The sequence below is a fragment of the Heliomicrobium sulfidophilum genome, assembly GCF_057715735.1.
The window spans coordinates 2,140,312-2,158,477 of the sequence record NZ_JBVTZZ010000005.1; the positions used below are offsets into that span (position 1 = coordinate 2,140,312).

Genomic DNA, 18,166 nt, shown 5'->3' on the forward strand with positions numbered 1-18,166 from the left:
AAGGAGATGGTAGACCCATGGCAAGCGCAAACGTGGTCGTCCTGACGGATGCAAATTTCCGCACGCAGGTGCTGGAGTCGGAAAAACCGGTCCTCGTCGATTTCTGGGCTGCCTGGTGTGGACCCTGCAAGATGATCGCCCCCATTATCGACCAGGTCGCTGACAACATGGCAGGCAAAGCCGTCGTCGGCAAGCTGAACGTCGATGAAAACCGCGCCGTCGCCGCCGAATACGGGATCATGTCCATCCCGACCCTGCTGGTCTTCAAAGGCGGCCAGGTCGTCGACAAGGCCATCGGGTACAAGTCTTTGGAAGATCTGACAAAACTGCTGAATAAGTACGTCTAATCAATATCCTATTCATCTTTTACATCGAACGTAATTGAAATCGAATGATCCTTCAACGTCGATCATCGGATCTTTGCGCCGGGGCAATTGCTCCCGGCCTTTTTTTTTGCGACAAGACGAAAGCTTTTCAGAGCTTTCTCAACTGCTTGACACTGCCGAGGCAGCGACCGATAATAAGAATAATGAGCGTGCAAGTGTCATGAGGGAAGCAAGGGAAAGGAACGCAGGATGAAAGAGTTGTCTTCGAAAAAACCTCTCATCCTGGTCGCCGATGATGATCGCGCCATGCGGCTGATGGTGCGGCGCGTCCTGGAAAAGGACGGTTACGCGATTGTGGAAGCAGAGGACGGCGCGGCGGCCCTGGGAGCGTATGAAAAGACAGAGCCGGACATCGTGCTGATGGATGTCCTCATGCCGGTGATGGACGGATTTGCTGTTTGCGCCCAGTTGCAGACGCTTCCCCAAGATCGGCGCGTTCCCGTGCTGATGATTACCGGACTTGAGGACGACACCTCCGTGGAAAAGGCCTTCAAATCCGGCGCCACTGACTATATCACCAAGCCGATCCACTGGGCTGTGCTCCGGCAGCGGGTCCGCCGTCTATTGCAAGCCCGCCATACGGAAAAGGCGCTGATGGCCCGGGAAACGCAGCTCAGCGCCGTCGCCTCCGCCCTGGGGGAAGGTCTGATCGTCCTCGATGCGGAAGGATGCTTGACCTTTATGAACCCGGAAGCGGAGCGGATCCTGGGCTGGCGCTTGAACGAACTGATCGGCAGGCGCGTCCATTCGCTCATCCACAACCACCGTTTCGATGGCTCGATCATCGACGAAGCCGAGTGGCCCGTTTTAAAAACGATCGGCTCTGGCGAGGTTTACCGCAGCGACGAAGACTACTTCACCCGCAAGGAGGGCGCTCTCTTTCCCGTATCGCTCGTCTCCACGCCGCTTCGCGTCAATGACCGGATCACCGGCGCTGTTGTTGCCTTTCGCGATATCAGCGAGCGCAAAAAAGTGGAGGAACGGCTGCTCTTGGCGGCTAAGGTAATCGAGAATACGACGGAAGGCATCATGATCACCGACGCCGAAGGCGTCATCCAGTCTGTCAACCCGGCCTTTTGCCGTTCCACCGGATATGATGAAACAGAGGCCATCGGCAACAACCCGCGCATGCTCAAATCAGGCCGCCATGACGCCGAATTCTACCGCAAGATGTGGACTTCCCTGCGAGAAACGGGCCAGTGGCAAGGGGAGATTTGGAACCGCCGCAAGGGCGGAGAACTCTATGCCGCCTGGTTGACGGTCAGCGCCATCAAAGACAGCCGCAGCCGGACGACCCAGTACGCCGCTGTCTTCAGCGATATCACGGAAGACAAGCGCAACCAGGAGCGGATCAAGCACCAGGCCCACCATGACGCGCTGACCGATCTGCCCAACCGGTTGCTCTTCATCGACCGTTTGTCCCAGGCGCTTGCCCAAGCGACAAGAAACCAGCATATGCTTGCCGTGCTCTTTCTCGACCTGGACCGGTTCAAGCAGATCAACGACACCTACGGCCATTCGCTGGGTGACCTGTTGTTGCAGGGCGTGGCGGGGCGACTGCGGTGCGCCGTCCGCGACAGCGATACGGTGGCGCGCCTCGGTGGCGATGAGTTCACGATCCTCCTGCCCCAGATCGGTACGGTGGAAGACGCCGCCAAGGTGGCCCAGAAGATCCTGACCTCCCTCCGCAAGCCCTGGTCTTTTGAAGGCATACCGCCCTTCTGCACAACCACAAGCATCGGCATCGCCGTCTTCCCGACCGATGGGCAAGAGGCGGAGACCTTGATGCATAACGCCGATGCGGCCATGTACCGGGCCAAGGAGCAGGGGCGCAACCACTACCAGCTCTACACGCCCGAACTCAACGCCTGGGCTTTTGAGCGGCTAGCGATGGAAACCCATCTCCGCCGCGCCCTGGAGCACAACGAGTTCCGTTTGTTCTACCAGCCGAAGATCGAAACGGCCACAGGCGAGCGGTGCGCCCTGGAGGCATTGATCCGTTGGCAGCATCCTGATCTGGGGCTCGTCTCTCCGATGGAGTTTCTGCGCCTGGCCGAGGACACGGGCCTGATCGTGCCCATCGGCGAATGGTGCCTGGAACAGGCCTGTGAACGCAACAAAGCCTGGCAGGACGCCGGCTTGCCGCCCTTGAAGATGGCCGTCAACCTCTCGGCCCGCCAGTTTCAACATCCCCACCTCATCGCTACGGTGAAAAAGACCTTGCAGAAGAGCGGCTTGCCTCCTCACTGGCTGGAACTGGAGATCAGCGAGGAAGTCATCCTCCGTTTTGCCGACCTCGCCCCTGTCGTGCTGGGCGATCTGAAAGCGCTCGGCGTCAGCCTGACGATGGACCAGTACGGAAAGGGCAACACCTTCATCGCCCTGTTGCAGAAGCTGCCCATCGACACGGTCAAGATCGCCGCGCCCCTTGTCGTCGACGTGGGCGCCATTCACGACGCCCAAGCGATCGTCAAGGCCATGATCGCCCTCGCCCACAGCCTGGGCCTGCGCGTCGCCGCCGACGGCGTCGGGACGAAAGAACAGTTTGCCTTTTTGCAGGCGGCCGGTTGTGACGAGGTGCAGGGGCACTTCTTCAGCAATCCCCTTTCGGCGGAGGAGATGGGGCGGTTGCTTTGAAAAACAGCAATAACGCTTGCAAGGCGGCTGAATCGATCGTCATGGTAATGCCGGGGCCGATGTCGTTCGGTTTGTTGTTAGCTAATTTCCCTAAATCGAATTGCATACAAAGGGCCGAGAAAAATAGGAACCCTGCCGCCCCATAGGAGGGGCAGGCAGGGTTTTCTCCTTCTATGAAAAGTCTTCAATGACCTGCTTCAGCCGCTCCGCCAGATAGGCCGTCCCTTGAGCGATTTCCTGCTGGCTCAAAGACAGGCGGACCCTTTTTTCGTCCATGTCGGCTGCCTCCAGCAACAACCCCGACAAACCGCGGGCCTTGCGGTCGATCTCCAATAGCAGTTCGATCCCGCCGGCTTCAGGGAGATAAGCCACTTCCAATTCATCAAGTTTTCGCTGGAAGTGGCGCGTCGGCTTATACTCGAAGTTCTGAATGAAGGGAATGCCCCGTCCCGCATAAGAGGCTTCGTTTTTCACCTTATAAAGGCGGAAGCCCAGTTGTTCGACGGCCTCCATGACAGCGGCCATATGGGGGTGGGGCCGTACCTGCAGATTGTCCCTGTCGGAGGGGTCAAGGGCCATTTCCACTTCCAGTTCAGTCTGCACCCAGACAGGGGTGTGGCCGACCGAGACAGGGGTGAAGGGGGAGAGGCGAAAGGAAAAGGGGACCTCCCGTTCCTCACCTGGCTGCAACTCGATGGGCAGGTTGATATCCACCTTCTGCACCGGGGCGTTCATCATCACCTTGCGGTCATCCATCTCTTTTTCGTACTGGGTCATCACCATCAGGCTGATTTTTTCAATCTGCTGCGCTACACCGCCGCCCTTGATCCGGATGACGCCGCTCACATCCGAACCGGCTGTCACCGTCTGTTGATCGAAGATGGCATCGACTTTGGCGCCGCCAATCCCAAGGCTGGCCAGAGTTTTCTTGAAAAAACTCATCTGTGGTCCTCCTCTTTCATCATGGAATCTTATCGGCGATTGATTTCTCCACTATGTTCCAGATCTAGTGTAACCGGAATGTGGGTTTCAATCAACGCAGAATTTCAAGTCAATGACAGAGCTGCCTGTACGGGTTGCTTGCAGGAAGTCGATCCGTTATGATAAAAATGGGATGATATTGGAACGCTTGTACCAATCGGCTTATCTCATTGGAGCATCATCATTCCCCATAAAAGGGCCTTCTTTTTATATTGATGGAACAGGCGATGATTGAAATGGACTTGAGCGAAAAGCTGAAAATCTTATCGACGGCGGCCAAATACGATGTCTCCTGTTCCTCCAGCGGCAGCAACCGGGGGAGGAAGGCCGGCGCCATCGGCAGCACCGCTGCTTCCGGCATCTGTCATAGCTGGTCCGACGACGGCCGCTGCATCTCCCTGCTCAAGGTCCTCTTCTCCAACGTCTGCTGCTATGATTGCTCCTTCTGCGTCAACCGCGTTTCCAACGACGTCCCCCGGGCCTCCTTCACCCCTGACGAGCTGGCCGACCTGACGATCAACTTTTACCGCCGCAACTACATCGAAGGGCTCTTTCTCAGTTCCGCCATCGAGAAGGGACCGGACCATACGATGGAACAACTGGTGCAGACCGTCCGCAAGTTGCGCACCGAATACCGTTTCAACGGATACATCCACCTCAAAGCGATCCCAGGGGCTGACAGCCGCCTCATCGCCGAGGCGGGCGCCCTCGTCGACCGGATGAGCGTCAACATCGAGCTGCCCACCAGTGAGGGCTTGCGCCGCCTCGCCCCCCAGAAGAAGAAGGAGAACATCCTCCGGCCGATGGGGCAGATCACCGGCGCCATCGCGCAAAACCGGGAGGAGCGGCGGCAGTTTCGCCGGACGCCCGCCTTCGTCCCCGCCGGACAGAGCACCCAATTGATTATCGGGGCCACGCCCGAATCGGACCGGCAGATCTTCACCCTCGCTGAGGGCCTCTACCGCAAATTCCAACTGAAGCGCGTCTACTACTCGGCCTATGTGCCTGTGAGCGGCGACCCGCGCCTGCCGGCTTTGCCGGCGCCGCCGCTCTTGCGCGAACACCGGCTCTACCAGGCCGACTGGCTGCTGCGTTTTTATGACTTTCAAGCCGATGAGATCGTCGACGCCGACAACCCCAACCTGGACCTGGAACTGGACCCAAAGACAGGCTGGGCGCTGCGCCACCTCGGCTTTTTCCCCGTCGAGATCAACCGCGCCGACTACCGCACCCTCCTGCGGGTGCCCGGCATCGGCGTCAAGTCGGCCAAGCGCATCCTCGCCGCCCGGCGGGTAGGGCGGATCCACTTCGAGCACCTGGGCCGGATGGGCGTCGTCATGAAGCGGGCGCGCTACTTCATCACCTGCAACGGCTGCTACTACGGCGAGATCGGACCGGACGCGGCCAGCCTCCGCCAGCGGTTGATCATGCCGGAGCGGGGGATAGCGAAGGGGATGGCTGGCGGGGAACAGTTGACCTTGTTTGGGGAGCCGGCCCCCATCGAGGACCGTTGGTCGGTGGTGACGGGAGACTTATAAGGGAAGGAGTCGGCATACGAAAAAGTAAGCGCCCATGAAGGAATCGTATAGTTCGTCGCGAACATACTAACTCATAAACCGAATAGGTCTGGGAACAGGTCACCTGTCCGATGACAGGTGTGAAAAGGGAAGCCGGTGTGAAACCGGCGCGGTCCCGCCACTGTGAGAGGGAGGCCCCCGTGCCATGTCACTGGCGCTATGCCGGGAAGACGCGATGCGGCCCATGATCTCAAGCCAGGAGACCTGCCTGTTCTAAAACTGCCGGTGTACCTACGCGGATAGGGAGGTGGTCTGCTTTGCCGTTCATGCATTGCTTTGTGGGGATGCGTCACGGCCCAAGAGAACCATAACCTTAGCCGAAAGGCTGAGGTTTTTTGCGTTCGAAGGGCCGAGAAGGCATGTTTTCTGCTTCTTCCTCATAGGAAAGGAATAACAACTGCATCATGCGAACAGGTCGCCTGCCGAAGGGCAGGCGTGAAAAGGGAAGTCCGGTGCAAAACCGGCGCGGTCCCGCCACTGTAAGGGTGTGATGAGGCTCTTCCATGTCACTGGCAGCATGCTGCCGGGAAGACAGAGCCCCAGATGACCCCGAGCCAGGAGACCTGCCTGTTCGTGATCACCGATCGCACCTACGGAGGATAGGGAGGTGATGAATAGGAAAGGCGCATCTCATGGCGCTTGGCCATTTGTTCATCATTTCACCCCCAGTCGATCGGCTGGGGGTTTTTGCATGGCGACACAAAAAAGGAGGACACACCATGTTATACCCTGGCGTCACCACCGGAATCGGAAGTCTGCCTCACGGTGATGTAGAAAGCGCGATGGCGGTCATCCGCCAGTTCTGCCCAGAGATGCCCCATTGGCCCCAACTGCATTCAACGTATGCCGGGGACAGCCTTCTCGCTGCCGCGCTGTCGCCGTTGCAACGGGTAGGGTTGATCACAGGAAAAAGCAACGGCTATCCGGTGATCGACACAAAGTCCGATAGCTTCCCCGACGCCTTGGCCGCTTTTTATGAAGCCTACGAGAATGAGGCGGCCTGTTGGATCCATCTCCATGAAGAGTCTCCCTTTCATATCGACCTGGATAGTTACCTGGCCTTCAAATCCACGATTGCCGATGAACATCACCAGTGGACGGACGTGACCGCTCTCCAAGGTGAGATCCTCGGTCCGCTCACCCTCGCTTTGAATGTGGTTGATGGCAAAGGGCGCGCCGTCATTCATGAGCGTCTCCTCTGGGATGTGCTCTGCAAGAACTGTGCCATGAACGCCGCCTGGCAGGTCAAAGACCTGCGCAGAACCGAGCATCCCGTGCTGTTGATGATCGATGAGCCAGGGATGATCGGATTTGACGATAGTACTCAGGACTCCTTAACCGCCGAAGACCTGCAAAGAGGCTTGCAGGAAATCATCGTGGCCATCAAACGCATGGGTGGCCTGGCCGGCATCCATGTCTGCGGGTCTACCGATGGCGCCATCCTCTTTGCCAGCGGCGCAGATGTCGTCGGATTTGACGCCTATCGTTCCATCGATACCCTTACCGATCATATCCCGGAACTGATCGCTTTTCTCGAACGGGGCGGTTGGCTGGCCTGGGGAATCGTGCCGGTCACCGGCGCTTTTGCCCATGAAAGCGCCCTTTCCCTGACGCGGCGGCTCCACCAGCAGATCGACGAATTGACGCGCTTGGGCGTTCCAGAAGCGCTGCTCCTCCGGCAGACGGCGCTCACCCCGGCTTGCGGCGCGGGAAGTTTATCGGAGGAAGAGGCGGAAGCGATCTATGGACGGTTGCGCGAGGTGTCGACGCTCTGGGGCTGGTATTGATGACACCGCTTTCACCGGCGCCGGGAAGCTGGCTTCCCCTCCTCCCCGGATTGCGCGGCCGCCTCGAAAAAGAGTGCATCCTCATCGCCGCCGATGGGCCCTGGCGCTGTGTCAGTTCCGGCATCCTCGGCGGGGGGATCAGCGAAAGACGGTTTTTCGTCAACCGTCAGGTGCGCAAGGATTATGACGACCGCCAGCCACAACGCGAGTTGATCGCCTTTTTGTCGGACGCTTTTCCGGATTGTCCGATGGAGCAAACGACCGCCTTGATGACAGCCGCCTGGGTCTCCCAGGCGGCCTGGATGCAGAGCCGGTGCGGCGACGTTCACCTCTTTGTGGTCGTGACAGCCGGTGTCGGCAATGCCTGCGCCGCCGGTGTCACCCCTTGCTGGGAAGGGACGCCGGCGCCGGGGACGATCAACATCATGGCCTTTCTCGATCAGCGCCTCACCGACGGGGCGCTGATCAACGCCGTTCAGACGATCACAGAGGCGAAAAGCCGCGTCTTGCGGGAGTTAGGTGTTCGTTGCGCCCAGACCGGCGACTGGGCGACCGGAACGGGGACAGACGCTGTGGTGGTGGCCGCCCGAGCAGGCGGCTCGCCGCAAGCGTATGCGGGGCCAACGACACGGCTCGGCGCCTTGCTTGCTGTAACCGCCGGCGCAGCCATTCGACAGGCGGTTATGGCCTATTTGAGAGCGACAGGCCGCCGCGAGCCGGAGGCGAGGGAAGCCGAGGCAAGGACATAAAGGAGATTCAGGCGAGAACATAGATACGGGAGAATAAATAGATGAACGAGAGGATGGATGGTTTTGCACCCCTTCTATCGCGCTAACCGGCGCAGCCAGAAGACAACGGCGCTGGTGATGGTTTTTCTGCTCTTTTGGAGCTTTTGTTTTCCCCTTTTCACAGCCCAGGCGGCGTCAGAAGATCCGGCCGTCAAGGCGGGTCAGTTGGCTGGCAAGGCCGTCGATTTCATTCACAGCAAAGTGAATAACGGAGAAGCCGTTGACGGTTATACGGCGGCCGCGTTGCTTGCGGCAAAGGAGGATCTGGGCGCAGCCAAGTGGACGCCGCCCTATTCCCTATCGGTGAAAAAGCAGCAGATCGCCGAGTCGGATGCCCTCACGATCGGGCCTGAACTGGCAAGCAAAAACAACCTGATTACATACCTCTTGGCCAACCAGAATGGCGACGGCAGTTTTGGTCCCTTTGCCAACGAGTATGGGACCAAGGTCTGTCTGGAAGCCCTGGCTCGGATCAAAGACGATGTCCCGGAGGGCGCCTTAAAGGAACGGGTCAATGAAGCGATAGGCAAAGGGGTCGGCTTCCTGCGGACGCGCTTTGGCCAGAGCCATGAAAAATACTCGAACACCGGTTTTGCCACCTTTGACGCACGCTTCGTCTCCGCCTTGGCTCTGGCCGGCGAGGATCTGACAGGGGCCCAATGGCTGAGAGACGGCAAGACGCTGCGCGAGCAGGCCGTCGCCGATGCCGTTTACGCCGCCGACCATCCCGCAGAAAAGAGCGTCACCGAGTTGGCCAAGCACTTGGCGGCCTTGTATCAGCTAGCGCCGAGTGATGAAAAGATCAACGCGCTGGGCGGAGCCATCCGCAGCCAAGCGCAAACCGTCGGCGACAGCGTTTACTTTGGCGCATCCATCTACGAGGATGTCGCTGTGTTACAGGCGCTGGGGCAATGCAACCAACTGGGGGGCATTGATCCGGCCAAGGCCCTCAACTATGTCAACCAGTTCCGAGCCGCCCACAGTGACGAATGGGGAGCGCCGGCAGGGTTCGCCTACGGCAGTTACAGCCCGAAGGAACCGGAATTGACGGCCCAGGTAATGGCAGCCCTTTCCGGTTTCACAGCGGGAACCGGTGTGAATGATGCTGTCAATGGCATCCAGACCTATCTCAAAGCGATCCAGCACAAGGATACGGCGGCCATCCCTGTCTCCGGCGACAGCACCACCGCCACCGCCGAAACGCTGATCGCCTTGAAGCGGCTCGGCCTCACCTATGACCAATACGGAGGAGACGACGGAGGGTGGTCAAGAGCCCCTAACGTCAAACCGTTGGCGCTCTCCCTCATGGCGATGCAGGCATTGCAGGAACAGGAGCGCGCCAACAAACTGGCGGACCTCCTCCTGACGAGGCACACTGCGCAATCCGGCTTTTCCAACAGCATCTATAGTGACACCTGGGCTTATCTGGCCCTGGAGGAAGCCGGAAAAATCGCCGCGATCAAGGACGACGCCCGCGCCTATCTATTGAGCAAGCAACAACAGAATGAACCGGACAAAGGCGCTTGGGGCGAATCTTTTGGCGGTGTCTTCTATGCCGACTTTATGTCGACCGCCCAGGCAATCCGGGCGCTGAAAGGCTTGCCCGGAATGGGCGGCGACGCCGCCGCGCAACAGGCGATCAATGATGGGATGGCCTATTTGAAGAGCAAACAAATCGCGGACGGCGGTTTCGGCGGCGCCTATGACGATCCGGTCGTCGACACGGCGGAAATGATCGTCACTATGCTAAAGCTCGGCCTGAATCCCGGTGAACTGAAAAACAGCAACCAACAGAGTCCCGTCGATTGGATGTTGACGAAGGCCCTCAATGATGATGGCAGCTTCGGCGGCAGCAAGAACGTCTTTGGCGCTACGGAAGCCGTAACGGCCTACCTGGCGCTGGGCGGTCTGCCTTCCGGCGGCGGACCGGGCGGCGGGACGACGCCGCAGGGCGACACGGCCAGTGTGTCGCTCGCCGTGATCGGCAAGTCCGGCGAGAAGCTCTTCGGACCTGCTGCCGTCACTGTGCGCAAGGACGGGCGCTGGGGGATGACCGCCCTGGGGACGCTGGAAGGGGCCGGCTTGAGCTACGCTGACCGGAGCGGCTTCGTGACCTCTATCGAAGCTCAAGCCAACCAAGGAATGTCCGGTTGGATGTATAAGGTGAACGACGTCACCCCGATGTCAGCAGCCAAAGACCAGGCGGTGAAATCGGGAGACAAGGTGATCTGGTGGTACAGCGTCGACATGAACAATCCCGGACCGACCTGGTCGGACGTGATCAGCGGCAAGTCGCTGGCAAGCGGAACCTCGTCGTCGAACACTGTTCCGAGCAGTGTCAAAGAACAAAACAGCCGTTTCCCTCAAGCGTTGCAGGCATCCGATCAAGCAGTCAAGGCCTTGGAGAGCTTGAAAAAAGAGACTGCATCGACCGCCTTGGCGCAGGAAAAGCCCATCGATGCGATCGGCAACGGCCTCGCGGCTCTGGTGGTGGCAGGCGATTACCGGCCGCTCACCGAAGCGGCCTATCAACAACAGCAGAGGGAACTGGCTGACAACCGCGTGTCCTTGCAGCAGGAGGTGAAGGCCGAACAAGGGGCGGTCATCGCCGATGCCAAGGGAGAAGTCGCCCTGGCGGCGCCAGCCAAGGCGCTGAGCCAGGACACGAGGTTGACCATTCAGGAAATCGCGCCCCCTTCTGGGACAGAGCAGCCGGCCCAACAGGCGCCGGCAGGGTTTCAGTTTCTCTCGTCTCTCTACCGGTTTGGTCCTGACGGAACGACCTTTGCGGAACCGGTCACCGTCGCCTTGCGCGTCGCCCTGCCGCCGGCGGCAAGCCCGGAGGATGTGACGCTGGCTGTCTTTGATGTAAAATCCAAGGCTTGGATGACCGTGCCTGCCGTCTATGACGGAACCAAAGGCATCTTCCTGGCGCAACTCCGTCATTTTTCCGACTACGCCGTCTTGGCAAGGGAGATGCCCGAGGCGCTTCCGGCGATGGCGAAAGTTCAAGAGCCTTTTGTCGATCTAGCTGGATTCGAGTGGGCCGCCGAGAGCATCCGGCGGCTGTCTGAGGCCGATATCCTCCACGGCGTTGCGCCCGGCCGGTTCGAACCGGGCCGGACCGTCACGCGGGCCGAGTTCGCCGCATTGCTCGTCCGGAGCCGTCAACTGCCGGCGACAGGCAAGGCGAATTTCCGCGATGTGCTAGCAGGCGATTGGTTTGCCCCGGCAGTGGCTGCCGCCGCCGAGGCCGGCATCGTCAACGGTGACCCCGATGGCGCCTTCCGCCCCAATGACCGGATCACACGGGAAGAGATGGCTGTCATGTTAGGCAAATCGCTCCGGTGGCAACAGGCTGAGACGGAAGGGGCGCCGTTCACCGATCAGGAGGCGATTTCGCCGTGGGCGCGCCCCTGGGTCGCCCAAGCGGTCAAACAAGGCTTGCTGCGCGGATATGAAGACGGCAGCTTCCGGCCCCAGGCGGAGGCCAACCGGGCCGAGGCGGCGGCGCTTATCGACAAGCTGATGAAGTAGTGGAGGTGAAGGCGATGGGCAAGCGAATCGGCTGGCACTGGGGATTTTTGCTGATCCTCCTGGCCCTGCTGTTCGGCGCTGTCAGCTTTTCCGGCAGAAGCGGTGCGCCGGAGAACGTGCAGGTTGCACCGATCACCTCTGCCGATCAGGCTGCTTTCCATCAAGCGCAAGGGGCGGCCGCGAGAGAGCCTTTGGTTCTTCAAAACGCTCCTGCGCAACCGAGTGAGGAAGGAGCGCAAAGGGGCGTTCCTTCCTCAACTGCGCCCACGGAGACGGCAAAAGAGGGAGAAAAGGCCGCCTCCGTGATGAGCGAGGCAGCCGAGGTTCCTCGGGCGACAGGCGGCGAAAAGCAGACGAGTGAAAAGCAGGCGAGTGAAGGGCAGGCGAGCGGAGGGAAAGAAGCCTCTGCGGACAGAGAGAGCCCCAAGGGTCTTTCTGTCTCGATAGCCATCGTCGGCCAAAAGGGGGAGTTGCTCTTCGGACCGGAGAGCGTCCTGATCAAAGACGATAACCGCTGGGGGAAGACGCCCCTGGGAGCGCTCGAAGCGACAGGATTGCGTTACGGCATGGGCGCCGGCTTCGGAAGCTTTGTCACCAGCATCAACGGCCAGGCCAACCGGGGGATGCGCGGCTGGATGTACAAGGTGAATGACGAGACGCCCATGGTGGCCGCCAACGAAAAAACGGTGCAAAGGGATGACCGGATCGTCTGGTGGTACAGCAATGAGATGGATGCGCCAAGCCCCGATTGGGAGGCGCTGTTGCAACAAAAACAAGGAGGAAGGCCATGAAAAAAGATTCCACAATAGCAGCCGGCAACCCCCTTTTTATCGCTCTTGCCCAGAGAACGACGCCATGAGCGGATACCCCGCAAGCCGCTTTTTACAGGGCAGGGAAGGCCCAAGTGATCAAGCGATGGCCGGCGCCGCTCAGCGACGGAATCAGCCGGCTCATGTTTGGGATAGCGCCTCGATACTGACCACGCTGCATCCGGCGGCTGCCTTGAGCTACTCTGTTGCCCTGCTCTTTCTGCTCATGTTCATCGACCACCCCGTCTTTCTCGCCGGCGCTTTCGCGGTTCAAGCCGTCACGATCGCGGCATTGGGCCGGTGGGGGCAATGGAACGAGGCCATGGGCTTCGCCCTGCCGTTGAGCGCTCTGATCCTGGTCATCAACCCGCTCCTGGTGCGGGCCGGGGAGACGGTCCTCTGGATCGGCCCGACCATCCCTTTGCTGGGGCCGCTGTTCATCACCGTGGAAGCCGTGGCCTACGGCGCGGCCATGGCCTTAAAACTGCTCAATGTCCTCAGCCTGTTCTTTATCTACAGCGGGATGGTCTCCCCTGACGACCTGCTGCGCCTCTTCTCCAGGTTGACCTTTCGTTCGACCCTGGTGATCTCTCTGGCAACGCGGCTCTTTCCGACGATGCGCCGCCGTCTGGAACGGATCCGCGAGATCCAGGAACTGCGGGGCGTCCGTTTTGATGAGGGGACGATCCGGGAGCGGGTGAGCAAGTATGCCGGCCTTGTGGAAGCGCTGCTTCTCTCGTCGCTGGAAGATTCGTGGGAGACGGCGGAGGCGATGGAAGCGCGCGCCTTCGGCGTCGGCCCCCGAACAAGCCACCGCCGGAAGCTCTGGCGGCGGCGGGACAGCATCTGCCTGAGCGGGGCGCTCCTGTCCCTCTTCGCCGCTGTCGCAGGCGCCTGGGAAGGAACGTTGCTTTACGCCTATTACCCGGCACTCGATCCCCTCCGCGGCGATGTGGTGACGTTTACTGCATGCATCCTGGCCGGACTGCTGGTTCCGGTAATCCTGCATTGGGGGTGGCGCAAATGGACCTTTATTCGATCCGCGATCTGACCTACTTCTACCCTGAAAAAAAGCAGCCCGCCCTGCGCATCGACAGCCTGCGCATCGACGACGGGGAGTTCGTCCTGGTGGCCGGCCAATCGGGTTCGGGAAAATCGACGCTGGCCCGCGCCTTGGCGGGGCTCGTTCCCCGTTTTTACGGCGGTCGCTTCAGCGGCGAACTGCGCTATTGGGGCCGTCCGCTCATCGATCTGCTGCGCCGGGACCTCGCCCGGGAGGTGGGCCTCGTCTTTCAAGATCCGGAAAAGCAACTGGTCATGACCGAGCCGGAAGCGGAAATCGCCTTCGGGTTGGAGAATCTTGGCCTTACCCCGGCGGATATGGCGGCGAGGATCGCCGAGGTGATGACCTTCTTTCAACTCTCGCCGTTACGGGGACGGGAAATCTGGACGCTGTCTGGCGGGCAGCAGCAGAAGGTGGCCCTTGCGTCCGCGCTGGCCATGCAGCCGCGCGTGCTGATCCTTGATGAGCCCACATCCCAACTGGATCCGGCGGCTGCCGAGGAAATCCTGGGTCTTGTCAAGCGGCTGAATGAGGACCTGGCCATGACGATCGTGCTGGTGGAGCAGCGCTTGGACCGTTGCTTTCATCTGGCCGACCGAGTCTTGTTCATGGAAGACGGCGCCATCGCTTTTGACGGATCGCCAGGAGAGATGGCCCAGTGGGGCGCTTGTCGATCGGGGGCACTTGCGCCACCGGTGGCCCGTTTCTTTGCCGGAATGGGACTGTCGCCCGTTCCGATTACCGTCAAAGCTGGGCGAAAAGTCCTTGCGGCGCTGCTTCCCCGGGAAGGCGAACCGGAACGAGCGCTCCCAATATCCCCCCAAATATCCCTCCCAACAACTCCCCCCACAACGAACCCCCCAGACCTAACCAAGGTAAAAGGGCAGAAGGTGGTTTCGCCAGCTAACGCTACGGTATCGCTGGATCGGGTCTGGTTCAACTACCCTGACGGGTGGGAGGCCTTGCAAGATGTCAGCCTGAGCGCCGCGCCGGGTGACTTTTTGGCTCTTCTCGGACCGAACGGCGCCGGCAAGTCGACACTCTTGCGGATCATCGCCGGGCTGTTAAAACCGGGGCGGGGCCGCTGCTCCCTGTCGTTGGCAAAGCAAGGGGGCGGCTCTGCCCGTACCGGCGGGCGGATCGGCTACCTGGCTCAAAACCCGAACGACTACCTGCTTCAAGACACAGTGGAAGCGGAAGTGGCCTTCGGGAGGCGCAATTTTGGCCTCCCCGACGACGAGACGGTGGAGAGGCTCTTGCTAGAGCTTCGACTTGAAGCCTACCGAGGCGTCCACCCCCGCGATCTGAGCGGCGGGGAACGGCAGCGGGTGGCCATCGCCGCTGTCTTGGCCACCGATCCGGAAATCCTCTTGCTTGACGAACCGACGCGGGGAATGGATGAGCGATTAAAAGACGAACTGGGCGCGCTGTTGCGCCGGCGGATCGATGGCGGGGCTTCTGTGATCCTGGTCACCCATGATGTGGAGTTCGTCGCCCGCTTTGCGACGCGTGTGGCGCTCCTTGACGGCGGCAGGGTGGTTAGAGATGGCGACCTGTTGCCGGTGCTGGGGGAATCGCTCTTTTACTCGACCCAGATCGGTCGCTTGTTTCGCCATGCCGCGCCTCACCTCCTGACGCCGGAAGCCGCCTGGGCAGCTTTTCAGGGTGTGGGCCGGCAGGCGCGCAAAAAAGCGGCGGGAAGGGAGACGATCGCCCATGTGGCCTGCTTGGCCTAAACTGCAAGTTCCGCTCATCCTGGCGCTGGCCGCCGGTTCCCTCTTTGCCAGCCTGATCGGAAGAAACATCGTCGGGCGGCAGGGTTGGGGATTGTTAGCCATGGAGATGGTCCTCCTGGCGCTGCTGCTGCTCTTCTGGGCTTTTGAGCGAAAAGCGATCTGTTCCCGCGAACTCGCCATGATCGCCGTCCTGGGCGCGCTGGCGGCAGTGGGCCGCGTCCCTTTTACCGCGCTGATGGGCATCCAGCCGGTCACCTTTTTGACGGTCCTGTCGGGCGCCGTCTTCGGTCCGCGGGCAGGGTTCATGGTCGGAGCGACAGCGGCGCTCGTGTCCAATTTTTTTCTCGGTCAGGGACCCTGGACACCCTGGCAGATGTTCAGTTGGGGGATGGCCGGCGTGTCGGCAGGCTTGCTGACGCGTTTTTTTCCGGACATCGGGAGGCCATGGATGATCGCCTTCCTCTTCGCATGGGGCTATCTCTACGGGTGGATCATGAACTTCTGGCACTGGAGCGCCTTTGTTCATCCGCATACAGGGCAGTCCTTTTTGCTTACCTATCTGGCCAGCCTGTCCTTTGACACGGTGCATGCCATCGGCAACTGCCTCTTTTATGCTCTTTTTGGCAAGCGCTTTACGATGATACTGCAGCGTTTTCGCAGCAAGCTGCGGGTGGCAGTGTCATAAAAAATAAATCCTTGCAAGGACCAGCGAACAACATTTTTCATCTCAATTAACCTAAAAAATTCTTGCTTGTAACAGAACAAAGGATGCCTGAGTACCTTGTTAGTGGATAAATTTTCCATTGGCAAGGCGCTAGAGGGAGGGTGCATTATGGGCAACGCATACGCTGGCGGCTTCTTTGGCGGCGGCTTCGGTGTTGTAGCCGGTCTCGTCATCGCGCTGATCATCATCGGCGCTTTCTATCCCAACATCGTTGGCTTCGGATACGCCGGTTAATCTGACAGAGTGATTGAAAGGAGGAGCCATTATGGGAGCCGTTTGTGGTGGCGGTGGTTTTATCGGTAACAACATTGTGGCCTTGGCCATTCTGATCATCATCATCGCGATCTTGGGTACGGGATTCGGATTCGGGTACGGTGGAGGCTTCTAGGGGAGCCCAATAGAAAAGGGGCCTTTCCGTTTATTCGGAGAGGCCCCTTTTGCCTGTAAAAGAGACTGGGCGCTCAAGCGCAGTCTCTTTTTGCTGTCTAAAAACAGAGAGGCGCTTGGCTTCCGGCAGTTGGAGATGATAAGGTGAAAAGGTGGGGGCTGCCTGCGACGCCATCCGAAAGGCTTTTACATAGGAGGCTTGATCTTTGATTCAACGCGAACGAATCCAAATCCGTAATCATGCACTTTCTCACGCAGGGCGATACGTGCTCTACTGGATGCAGGCCAGCCAGCGGGCCGAATACAACCACGCCTTGGAGTACGCCATCGGGGAGGCCAACAAACTGCGCCTGCCCCTGCTCGTCTTTTTCGGTTTGACAGGAGGCGTACCCGGCGCAAACGCGCGCCATTACCGATTCTTGCTGGAGGGGCTCTGCGATGTCCATGAGGCTTTGCAACGCCGGGGCATCGCCATGATCATCCGGCGCATTCCTCCGGTGGAAGGCGTCGTCGCTCTCGCCCGGCAGGCCGCCCTCGTCGTCACCGACCGGGGCTACCTGCGCTACCAGCGCCAGTGGCGGGAGACGGTCGCCGACCGGATCAACTGTCCCTTCATTCAAGTGGAAAGCGATGTCATCGTCCCCGTCGAGACGACGTCGCCGAAAGAGGAGTATGCAGCGGCCACCTTCCGGCCCAAGATCAAGCGGCTGCTGGACGCTTTTCTCGTCCCATTGGAGGAGCGGGATATCGACTGTCCGGCTCTGGATGGGGAGGCGTTGCTCGATGACGAGCTTCCTGGCAAACCGGTTTTTATCCCTGGTACCATCGACTCCTCCATCTCCCCGGCTGTGGGCTGGCGGGGCGGTTCTCAGGAGGCTCACCGTCGCCTCGACGACTTTCTGCGCAAGAAGCTCTCCCGCTACCACGAAGATAAAAACGACCCCTCCCTCGACGGCCTGTCTGAGTTGAGCCCCTACCTGCATTTCGGTCAAATCTCGCCGCTGGAGGTGGCATTGAAAGCCCGGGAGGTTCTCGATGCAGGCGGCGGGGCAGTAAGGGGAGGATTACACGGCGAATCGGAAGCTTCTCCCATTGCAAGAGAAGCGTTCCCTGCGGCAACAGAAGCATCGGCCGGCCTGGCCGCCTTTTTAGAAGAACTCATCGTCCGCCGTGAACTGGCCATGAACTTTGCCTACTACAACCCTGCTTACGACCAGTTTGCTTCCCTGCCCGCCTGGGCGCAGGCGACACTGCATACCCACCGCTCCGATAGCAGAGAATTCAACTATACTAAGGCGGAATTGGAGAACGCCTGCACCCATGACCGCTACTGGAACGCCGCCCAGACTGAACTCCGGCTGCGCGGCAAGATGCACGGCTACATGCGCATGTACTGGGGGAAGAAGATCCTCGAATGGACGGCCGATCCAGAGGAGGCCTACCAGGTCGCCGTCGAACTGAACGACACCTACGCCCTCGACGGGCGCGATCCCAACGGCTACACCGGCGTCGCCTGGTGCTTCGGCAAGCACGACCGCCCTTGGGGGGAACGGGCCATCTTCGGCAAAGTTCGCTACATGAACGCCGCCGGATTGCGCCGCAAATTCGACGTGGAGGCCTATGTGCGGCGGGTAGAAAACTGGATCGCAGAGAGCGAAAAAACCGGTAAAACCGGGGTTTGACAAATCCCGAGTGCCATGGTAAACTATGCTCCAAGAAATCCTATTAAATTAGTAGGGTATACACAGGGCTTG

Annotated in this window: 14 protein-coding genes and 2 riboswitches; of the genes, 13 read left to right on the top strand and 1 reads right to left on the bottom strand. The window is 59.9% G+C overall.

Annotation, left to right across the window (positions count from 1 at the left end; genetic code table 11):
* Positions 1–17 precede the first annotated feature (17 nt).
* Together trxA and AC0CW1_RS15820 are read left to right on the top strand one after the other, a co-directional pair.
* Positions 18–347 carry a thioredoxin gene (gene trxA, locus AC0CW1_RS15815; protein ID WP_488183956.1) on the top strand — a complete coding sequence of 110 codons (330 nt, stop codon included), beginning with the start codon at positions 18–20 and terminating at the stop codon, positions 345–347.
* Between the two features lie 237 nt (positions 348–584).
* Positions 585–3,023, top strand: coding sequence for a two-component system response regulator (locus tag AC0CW1_RS15820; RefSeq protein ID WP_488183957.1), 2,439 nt, complete (start codon positions 585–587; stop codon positions 3,021–3,023).
* Positions 3,024–3,194: 171 nt separating this feature from the next.
* On the opposite strand, the gene AC0CW1_RS15825 is transcribed toward AC0CW1_RS15820, so the two are convergent.
* Positions 3,195–3,965 carry a sporulation protein gene (locus AC0CW1_RS15825; protein ID WP_488183958.1) on the bottom strand — a complete coding sequence of 257 codons (771 nt, stop codon included), beginning with the start codon at positions 3,963–3,965 and terminating at the stop codon, positions 3,195–3,197.
* Between the two features lie 275 nt (positions 3,966–4,240).
* Between AC0CW1_RS15825 and AC0CW1_RS15830 the strand changes: the two genes are divergently transcribed.
* The 11 genes from AC0CW1_RS15830 (at position 4,241) to AC0CW1_RS15880 (ending at position 18,094) form a co-directional block, all read left to right on the top strand.
* Positions 4,241–5,542, top strand: a complete 1,302-nt coding sequence (locus tag AC0CW1_RS15830; RefSeq protein ID WP_488183959.1) for a putative DNA modification/repair radical SAM protein — start codon at positions 4,241–4,243, stop codon at positions 5,540–5,542.
* Between the two features lie 79 nt (positions 5,543–5,621).
* A riboswitch (cobalamin riboswitch) is annotated at positions 5,622–5,807 on the top strand.
* 169 nt (positions 5,808–5,976) lie between these two features.
* Positions 5,977–6,166, top strand: a riboswitch (cobalamin riboswitch).
* A 134-nt stretch (positions 6,167–6,300) separates the two neighbouring features.
* Positions 6,301–7,368, top strand: coding sequence for a uroporphyrinogen decarboxylase/cobalamine-independent methonine synthase family protein (locus AC0CW1_RS15835; protein WP_488183960.1), 1,068 nt, complete (start codon positions 6,301–6,303; stop codon positions 7,366–7,368).
* A complete protein-coding gene (locus AC0CW1_RS15840; RefSeq protein ID WP_488183961.1) occupies positions 7,368–8,117 on the top strand; it encodes an adenosylcobinamide amidohydrolase in 750 nt (249 codons plus the stop codon). The genes AC0CW1_RS15835 and AC0CW1_RS15840 overlap by 1 nt, the downstream gene beginning before the upstream one ends.
* A 63-nt stretch (positions 8,118–8,180) precedes the next feature.
* Positions 8,181–11,693 (top strand): S-layer homology domain-containing protein, encoded by a 3,513-nt coding sequence (locus AC0CW1_RS15845; protein WP_488183962.1) that lies wholly within the window; start codon positions 8,181–8,183, stop codon positions 11,691–11,693.
* A gap of 14 nt (positions 11,694–11,707) precedes the next feature.
* Positions 11,708–12,484: a DUF4430 domain-containing protein gene (locus AC0CW1_RS15850; RefSeq protein WP_488183963.1), complete on the top strand. Its 777-nt coding sequence runs from the start codon at positions 11,708–11,710 to the stop codon at positions 12,482–12,484.
* 64 nt (positions 12,485–12,548) lie between these two features.
* Positions 12,549–13,553, top strand: a complete 1,005-nt coding sequence (locus AC0CW1_RS15855; protein WP_488183964.1) for an energy-coupling factor transporter transmembrane component T family protein — start codon at positions 12,549–12,551, stop codon at positions 13,551–13,553.
* The gene (locus AC0CW1_RS15860; RefSeq protein ID WP_488183965.1) at positions 13,526–15,301 is read left to right on the top strand and encodes an ABC transporter ATP-binding protein; all 1,776 of its coding nucleotides are present in this window, start codon (positions 13,526–13,528) and stop codon (positions 15,299–15,301) included. Before AC0CW1_RS15855 ends, AC0CW1_RS15860 begins: the two co-directional genes overlap by 28 nt.
* Entirely contained in the window at positions 15,282–15,986 is a 705-nt protein-coding gene (locus AC0CW1_RS15865; protein ID WP_488183966.1) for an ECF transporter S component, read from the top strand. Before AC0CW1_RS15860 ends, AC0CW1_RS15865 begins: the two co-directional genes overlap by 20 nt.
* Before the next feature lie 147 nt (positions 15,987–16,133).
* Complete coding sequence (locus tag AC0CW1_RS15870) at positions 16,134–16,259, top strand: hypothetical protein (RefSeq protein WP_488183967.1); 126 nt, start codon at positions 16,134–16,136, stop codon at positions 16,257–16,259.
* Between the two features lie 31 nt (positions 16,260–16,290).
* Complete coding sequence (locus AC0CW1_RS15875) at positions 16,291–16,413, top strand: hypothetical protein (protein WP_488183968.1); 123 nt, start codon at positions 16,291–16,293, stop codon at positions 16,411–16,413.
* A gap of 265 nt (positions 16,414–16,678) precedes the next feature.
* Positions 16,679–18,094 carry a deoxyribodipyrimidine photo-lyase gene (locus AC0CW1_RS15880; protein WP_488183969.1) on the top strand — a complete coding sequence of 472 codons (1,416 nt, stop codon included), beginning with the start codon at positions 16,679–16,681 and terminating at the stop codon, positions 18,092–18,094.
* The last annotated feature ends 72 nt before the right edge of the window (positions 18,095–18,166 follow it).

Excerpts from the sequence above, each read along its gene's own strand:
- trxA (WP_488183956.1), top strand. The coding sequence starts at position 18 with ATGGCAAGCGCAAACGTGGTCGTCCTGACGGATGCAAATTTCCGCACG.
- AC0CW1_RS15825 (WP_488183958.1), bottom strand. The coding sequence starts at position 3,965 with ATGAGTTTTTTCAAGAAAACTCTGGCCAGCCTTGGGATTGGCGGCGCC.
- AC0CW1_RS15830 (WP_488183959.1), top strand. The coding sequence starts at position 4,241 with ATGGACTTGAGCGAAAAGCTGAAAATCTTATCGACGGCGGCCAAATAC.
- AC0CW1_RS15835 (WP_488183960.1), top strand. The coding sequence starts at position 6,301 with ATGTTATACCCTGGCGTCACCACCGGAATCGGAAGTCTGCCTCACGGT.
- AC0CW1_RS15840 (WP_488183961.1), top strand. The coding sequence starts at position 7,368 with ATGACACCGCTTTCACCGGCGCCGGGAAGCTGGCTTCCCCTCCTCCCC.
- AC0CW1_RS15850 (WP_488183963.1), top strand. The coding sequence starts at position 11,708 with ATGGGCAAGCGAATCGGCTGGCACTGGGGATTTTTGCTGATCCTCCTG.
- AC0CW1_RS15855 (WP_488183964.1), top strand. The coding sequence starts at position 12,549 with ATGAGCGGATACCCCGCAAGCCGCTTTTTACAGGGCAGGGAAGGCCCA.
- AC0CW1_RS15860 (WP_488183965.1), top strand. The coding sequence starts at position 13,526 with ATGGACCTTTATTCGATCCGCGATCTGACCTACTTCTACCCTGAAAAA.
- AC0CW1_RS15865 (WP_488183966.1), top strand. The coding sequence starts at position 15,282 with ATGTGGCCTGCTTGGCCTAAACTGCAAGTTCCGCTCATCCTGGCGCTG.
- AC0CW1_RS15870 (WP_488183967.1), top strand. The coding sequence starts at position 16,134 with ATGGGCAACGCATACGCTGGCGGCTTCTTTGGCGGCGGCTTCGGTGTT.
- AC0CW1_RS15875 (WP_488183968.1), top strand. The coding sequence starts at position 16,291 with ATGGGAGCCGTTTGTGGTGGCGGTGGTTTTATCGGTAACAACATTGTG.